Annotated in this window: 3 protein-coding genes; all 3 read right to left on the bottom strand. The window is 68.9% G+C overall.

What is annotated here, in order from left to right:
• Positions 1-144: 144 nt before the first annotated feature.
• From VGT06_02895 to VGT06_02885, 3 genes are read right to left on the bottom strand one after another with little or no spacing between them, the layout of a single operon-like run.
• Complete coding sequence (locus VGT06_02895; GenBank protein ID HEV8662082.1) at positions 145-1,473, bottom strand: ATP-binding protein; 1,329 nt, start codon at positions 1,471-1,473, stop codon at positions 145-147.
• Between the two features lie 13 nt (positions 1,474-1,486).
• Positions 1,487-2,521 carry a chemotaxis-specific protein-glutamate methyltransferase CheB gene (gene cheB / locus VGT06_02890; GenBank protein ID HEV8662081.1) on the bottom strand — a complete coding sequence of 345 codons (1,035 nt, stop codon included), beginning with the start codon at positions 2,519-2,521 and terminating at the stop codon, positions 1,487-1,489.
• Positions 2,522-2,542: 21 nt separating this feature from the next.
• Positions 2,543-4,750, bottom strand: coding sequence for a response regulator (locus tag VGT06_02885; protein HEV8662080.1), 2,208 nt, complete (start codon positions 4,748-4,750; stop codon positions 2,543-2,545).
• Between the last annotated feature and the right edge of the window lie 177 nt (positions 4,751-4,927).

The following is a 4,927-nucleotide window of genomic DNA, read 5'->3' as shown; positions in this document are numbered from 1 at the left end:
CCCCTCCCCCTCGAGGAGCAGGCGGACACGCTCCGCCTGGGTCGGGCTGTCCTCTAAGACCAGGATCTTCCGCGTCATGCTCATCCTCTCGCTAGCCCTGGGGGACGAGGGAACAGATCGCCGCCGCGATCTGCCCCGGGGGCCTCACGAAGATCGGGCCGCAGCCGAAGCCTCCACAGGTGCCCCGGGGCCTGCGAGGGGGAGGATAAATGTAAAGGTGCTGCCGCGGCCTTCCCCTGCGGAGGTAGCCCAGATACGGCCGCCGTGGAGCTCCACGAGGCGCTTGCTCAGGGCAAGGCCGAGGCCCGTTCCCTCATGGCGCTTGCCCGGCATGGCCTCGAGCTGGACGAACTCCTGGAAGAGGCGGGGCAGGTCTTCCGCCTTGATTCCGGTCCCCGTATCCGTTACCCGGAGCTCCAGGCACTCGGTGGCCCCCGAGGCCCGATGCCCGGCCAGGGTGATTCGGCCCTGCTCGGGCGTGAACTTGACCGCGTTACTCAGCAGATTGAAGACGATCTGCTTGAAACGGACGGGGTCGGCCCGAAGGGGCGGGAGATTGGGCGCGATTTCGCTCTCGATGCTCTGGGCCTTCTTGTGGGCGAGGCCCCGGGCGATGACCAGGATCTCCTCCAGGGTTGCCGCAACGTCCAGGGCCGTGGGCTCGAGGACGAGCTTTCCCGCCTCGACCTTGCTGAGATCGAGGATGTCGTTGATCAGGGCAAGGAGGTGCCGCCCGCTGCTCAGGATGTTCCTCACGTGCCGGCTCTGCTTCTCGTTCAAGGGCCCATAGGTCTGGGTCTCGAGGAGTTCGGAGAACCCAAGGATGGAATTGAGCGGGGTCCGGAGCTCGTGGGACATGTTGGCCAGGAACTCCGACTTGTAGCGGGAGGCCTCCTCCAACCGGACGTTGGCCGCCTGCACCTCCCGAGTCCGCTCCTCCACCTTTCGCTGGGAATCGGTCAATTGGTGGTTGACCCGACAGAGGTCGTCGAACGTCGCGAAGAGCAGCTCGACGATCTGTTGCTTATCGGTGGTGATCGTGAGGTCCCGGTTAGCTACCCGGAGGGTCACCTCCATCTCCAGGCGGCCCCGTTCCCGCAGCTCCAGGTTCTCGAGGATGCGTTTGACCCGGGCGAGGAGATACTCATCCTCGAAGGGCTTGGTGATGAAGTTGTCGGCCCCGCGCTCCAGGCCCCGGAGGATGTCCTCGGGGCTGTTCTGTTGGGTGAGCAGCACTACGGGGATCCGCTTGGTCTTCGGATCCGACTTTACCGCCTGGCAGAAGGCGTAGCCGTCCATCTCGGGCATCATCACGTCCGAGATGATGAGGTCCGGGACCTCGCGCGCAAGTCGCTCGAGCCCCTCCCGGCCGTTCGGGGCCACGTCTACCTGGAACCCCTCCCCCTCGAGGAGCAGGCGGACACGCTCCGCCTGGGTCGGGCTGTCCTCTAAGACCAGGATCTTCCGCGTCATGCTCATCCTCTCGCTAGCCCTGGGGGACGAGGGAACAGATCGCCGCCGCGATCTGCCCCCGCGGGAGCACGTACTCCGCTGCGCCCAGCCGGATGGCCTCCGCCGGCATGCCGAACACCACGCTGGTCGCCTCGTCCTGGGCGATGGTCACGGCGCCTGCTTCCCGGAGGCGCCGCAGGCCGGATGCGCCGTCTCGGCCCATCCCCGTGAGGATGACACCTACTGCGGAGCGGCCGTATGCCTCCGCGACGGAGTGAAAGAGATAGGTGGCCGAGGGGCGGAAGCCGTCCTCGATGAGGTCCTTCGTCAGGCGAATCCGACCATCCTTCGTGATCCCCATCTGCCATCCTTCCGGGGCGAGATAGACGACTCCGGGCCGGACCGCCTCGCCCAGTGCGGGCACCCTCACTTCCTGGCGCGTCGTTTGGGCGAGCCACTGCGCGAGCCCATCGGTGAAGCCCGGGGCGATGTGCTGCACGATGAGAATGGCGAGCGCGAAGTTCGCCGGGAGCCCTGCCAGGATCTCCGCGAGCACCTGCGGCCCGCCGGTGGAGGCGGCGATGGCTATCAGCCGGATCGCCCGGTCGGAGGGAGGAGGAAATGACGGGGGCGTGACGGGGCGCTCCCGCCTGGGGAACCGCCGGACCACCTTCACCTCCGCCATGAGCTTTACGGTCTCCACAAGACGCCGGGCGCTCGCGGCCTGGTCCGGATGATCTGGCCCCCGGGGCTTGTCCAGCAGCGTCACGGCTCCGGCCTTCAGCGACTCGAAACTCATGGCCACCTCGTCCCGGTCCAGGCTGGCGCTGACCATCACAATGGGCGTGGGGACCCGCTCCATGATTCGCCGGGTCGCCTCGTAGCCGTTCATCCGGGGCATGTGCACGTCCATGAGGATGACGTCGGGCTTCAGCCGCTCGGCCTGCTCCAGGGCCTCCTGGCCGTCCCGGGCGAGACCGACGACCTGCAGTGCGGTGTCCTGGCCGAGCAGGTAAGCCAGGTACTCTCGCGTCACTGCCGAGTCTTCTGCCACGAGGACGCGGACCATCCAGCCTCCACAGGCTGCCGGTTACACGAGCCGGCGGATGATCTCGAGAAGGTTCGACTGGTCGAAGCTCGACTTGATGATGTAGGCGTTGGCGCCCACCTCGATTCCCCGTTCCTTGTCCTCTCGGGACTCGAGAGCCGTCACGAGGACCACGGGGAGCTCGGCCAGCTTCCGATCGGCCCGGATCCGGGCCGTCAGCTCGAAGCCATCCAGCCGGGGCATGTCCACGTCCGACAGCACGAGGTCGAACTCTTCACTCTTGACGAGCGTCCAGGCCTCGACGCCGTCCACGGCCAGCCGCACCTGGTAGCCCGCGGTCTCGAGGAGGTTCTTCTCCATGGTCCGGGTCGTGATGGAGTCGTCCACCACCAAGACCACTTTCTGCCGTGCCTCATCGCCGGGGCCGGCCGCCGACACGGGCGGACCAGGCCGCTCCCGGACCGACCGCAGCAGATCCGCCGGGCGGAGGATCAGGACCACCTGCCCTGTCCCCAGGAGGCCCGCACCAGCGACGTTCCTGACTCGGACGAGCGGCGCCCCCAGCCCCTTGACCAGCACTTCCTGGTCCCCCAGGATCTCTTCGACCAGGAACCCTACGCGCTCCTCCCCGGCCCTCACGATGACGCAGGGCTGCTTGCTCTGGGCCTCGGGCGGGTCGGCCCGCTTCGGGAGCCCGAGCAGGCCGGCCAGCTCGGCCACGGCAAGGGGATGTCCGTTCCAGCGGATCGCCTCCCTCCCCTCGACCCTTTCGACGTCCTCCGCGGCGATCCGAATCGCGCGCTCGACCGCCTCGGTAGGGAGAAGGAAGGACTGCCCTCCGGCCTGGACCCGCAAGCCGCGGAAGGTGGCGATCGTGGCCGGGAGGACCATCCGCACGGTCGTCCCTGCCCTTGGCCGGTTCTCCAGGTGAATCTGGCCTCCCAGCTGCTCCACCCGCTCCTTGACGATCGCCAGCCCGAGCCCGTGACCGGAGACATCCGTGATGATGGAGCTCGTGCTGAGGCCGGAGCGATAGACGAGTCCCAGGGCTTCCTCCTCTGTCAGGGCCTGGCTCTCCTCCGCCGTCACGAGGTGCGCCCGGATCGCCGCCGCCTTCACCTCGGCCAGGTCGATCCCGCACCCGTCGTCCTCGACGCGGATCTCGATCCGGTTGCCCTCCAGGGGGGCGATGATTGCAGCGACCCGGCCCCGGGCCGGCTTCCCCGCAGCCGCCCGGACTTCGGGCGACTCGATGCCGTGGTCAACAGCGTTCCGCACCAGGTGAATCAGCGGGGCCTTCATCGTTTCGAGCACGCGCCGGTCCACCTCCGGGTCGGCCCCCCCGGCCACCCACTCCACCTCTTTGCCTCGCTCTCGGGCCAGGTCCTGGACCATGCGCGGGAAAAGATCCAGGACCGTGGAGGCGGGCATCATCCGCAGCCGGCGCATCTCCTCCTGGAGGCTGTCCAGGGCGCCTCTGATCATCCGCTCATCGCGGGCCAGATGGCCGGCCAGTTCCCGGGCTTGAGCCTCCAGACCTCGCAGCCCGGAGTCCAGCCCCGCCAGCAGGCCGACGGCGGGCCCGTCCGCGTCCCCCGATCTCCGGCCCGTCCGGGTTCGATTCTGCGGCACACGGGAGCGGCTCAATGCCTCGACGAGCGCCCGGGCTTCCCGGGCCCGCTCCGCGGCGGCGAGTTTGGGTGCGAGGAGCTCTTCGGCTTGGAAGAGCAGCGTATCGAGCTTGGCCGTGGGGAGACGGATCGTGTCCGCTGCGTGGAGCCAGGCCGCCGCCGGTGCCGAGTGGACTTCGGCCGGAGGACGTTCTGCCGGAACCGCCTCGGCTCCCCCGGCCGCCGGGTCGTCGCCGGCGTGCTCGAGGCGGTTGATCAGCTCTCTCAGGTCCGCCGGGGCTTCGCCGCCCGCGAGGAGGCGGGCCACCCTGTCGATCCCCTCCTGGAGGCGCTGGAGGAGGGGACGGGAGAGGGGCAGATGGCCCCGCGTCATCCGGCTGAGGAGCGACTCCAACGCCTGGCAGAGTGCCTCCACGTCCATGAGGCTGACGGAGCGGGCCGCCCCCTTGAGCGTGTGCACCTCCCGGAATGTGGCCTCGACGAGGCCGCTGGCCTCGGCCGGGGGCAGCCCGCGGTCTAGGGCCAGGAGGTTCGCCGTGATGGCCTGGAGATGCTCCTCCGCCTCCACCCGGAAGGTGGCGAGCAGCCGGGCCTTGATGTCCTGGTTCTTGCCCGCCATCCCTCAGCCCCTCGCGGCCCCGGGCCCGTTCTGGTTCCCGGCCGCCACCAGGGCCGTGAGCCGGCGCGCCAGCTCGTTCAGGTCCTGGGCGGCCCGCTCCACCTGGCGCGTCGAGGCCATGTTCTGGGCGGAGGCCTGCTGGATGTTCTGCATCGCGACCGCCACCTGGTCCATGCC

This window comes from Candidatus Methylomirabilis sp. (assembly GCA_036000645.1).
GTDB lineage: Bacteria > Methylomirabilota > Methylomirabilia > Methylomirabilales > JACPAU01 > JACPAU01.
This window is presented reverse-complemented; position numbering and strand designations above follow the sequence as displayed.